This is a genomic window from Nocardiopsis protaetiae (assembly GCF_045446735.1).
Taxonomy (GTDB): Bacteria; Actinomycetota; Actinomycetes; order Streptosporangiales; family Streptosporangiaceae; genus Nocardiopsis; species Nocardiopsis protaetiae.
In genome coordinates, this window is sequence record NZ_JBJJBV010000571.1 from 1 (window position 1) to 318 (window position 318).

General features: G+C 72.0%; 1 protein-coding gene. It reads right to left on the reverse strand.

All coding sequences use genetic code 11. The annotated features are described in order from the left end of the window. On the reverse strand, window positions 1-318 hold a 318-nt coding region (locus tag ACJOT3_RS34710; protein WP_406977355.1), incomplete at both ends, for a helix-turn-helix domain-containing protein.

The following is a 318-nucleotide window of genomic DNA, read 5'->3' on the forward strand; positions in this document are numbered from 1 at the left end:
GTAGTCGCCACACCCCGGAGGGGTCGGCGTAGGCGACGTGGAAGCGTTCGTTGATGAGGTGGTTGACCCGGTCCAGGGTCCAGGACTGGTCGGGCCATCCGTGCTCGGTGGGGCTGGAGTCGAGCAGGGCGGCCAGGGCCCGCTGCTGCTCGCCGTTCAGGAAGGGTTCGGCGCCGCGGGGGCGGGCGGCCAGCGCGGCGGGGCCCTCGTTCTTCCAGGCGGTGTGCCACTTGTGGACGGCTTGTCTGCTCACGCCGAGCAGGCGGGCGATCGCGGCTTGGGACAGCTCGCCCTGGTCGAACAGCTCCGCGGCGACCA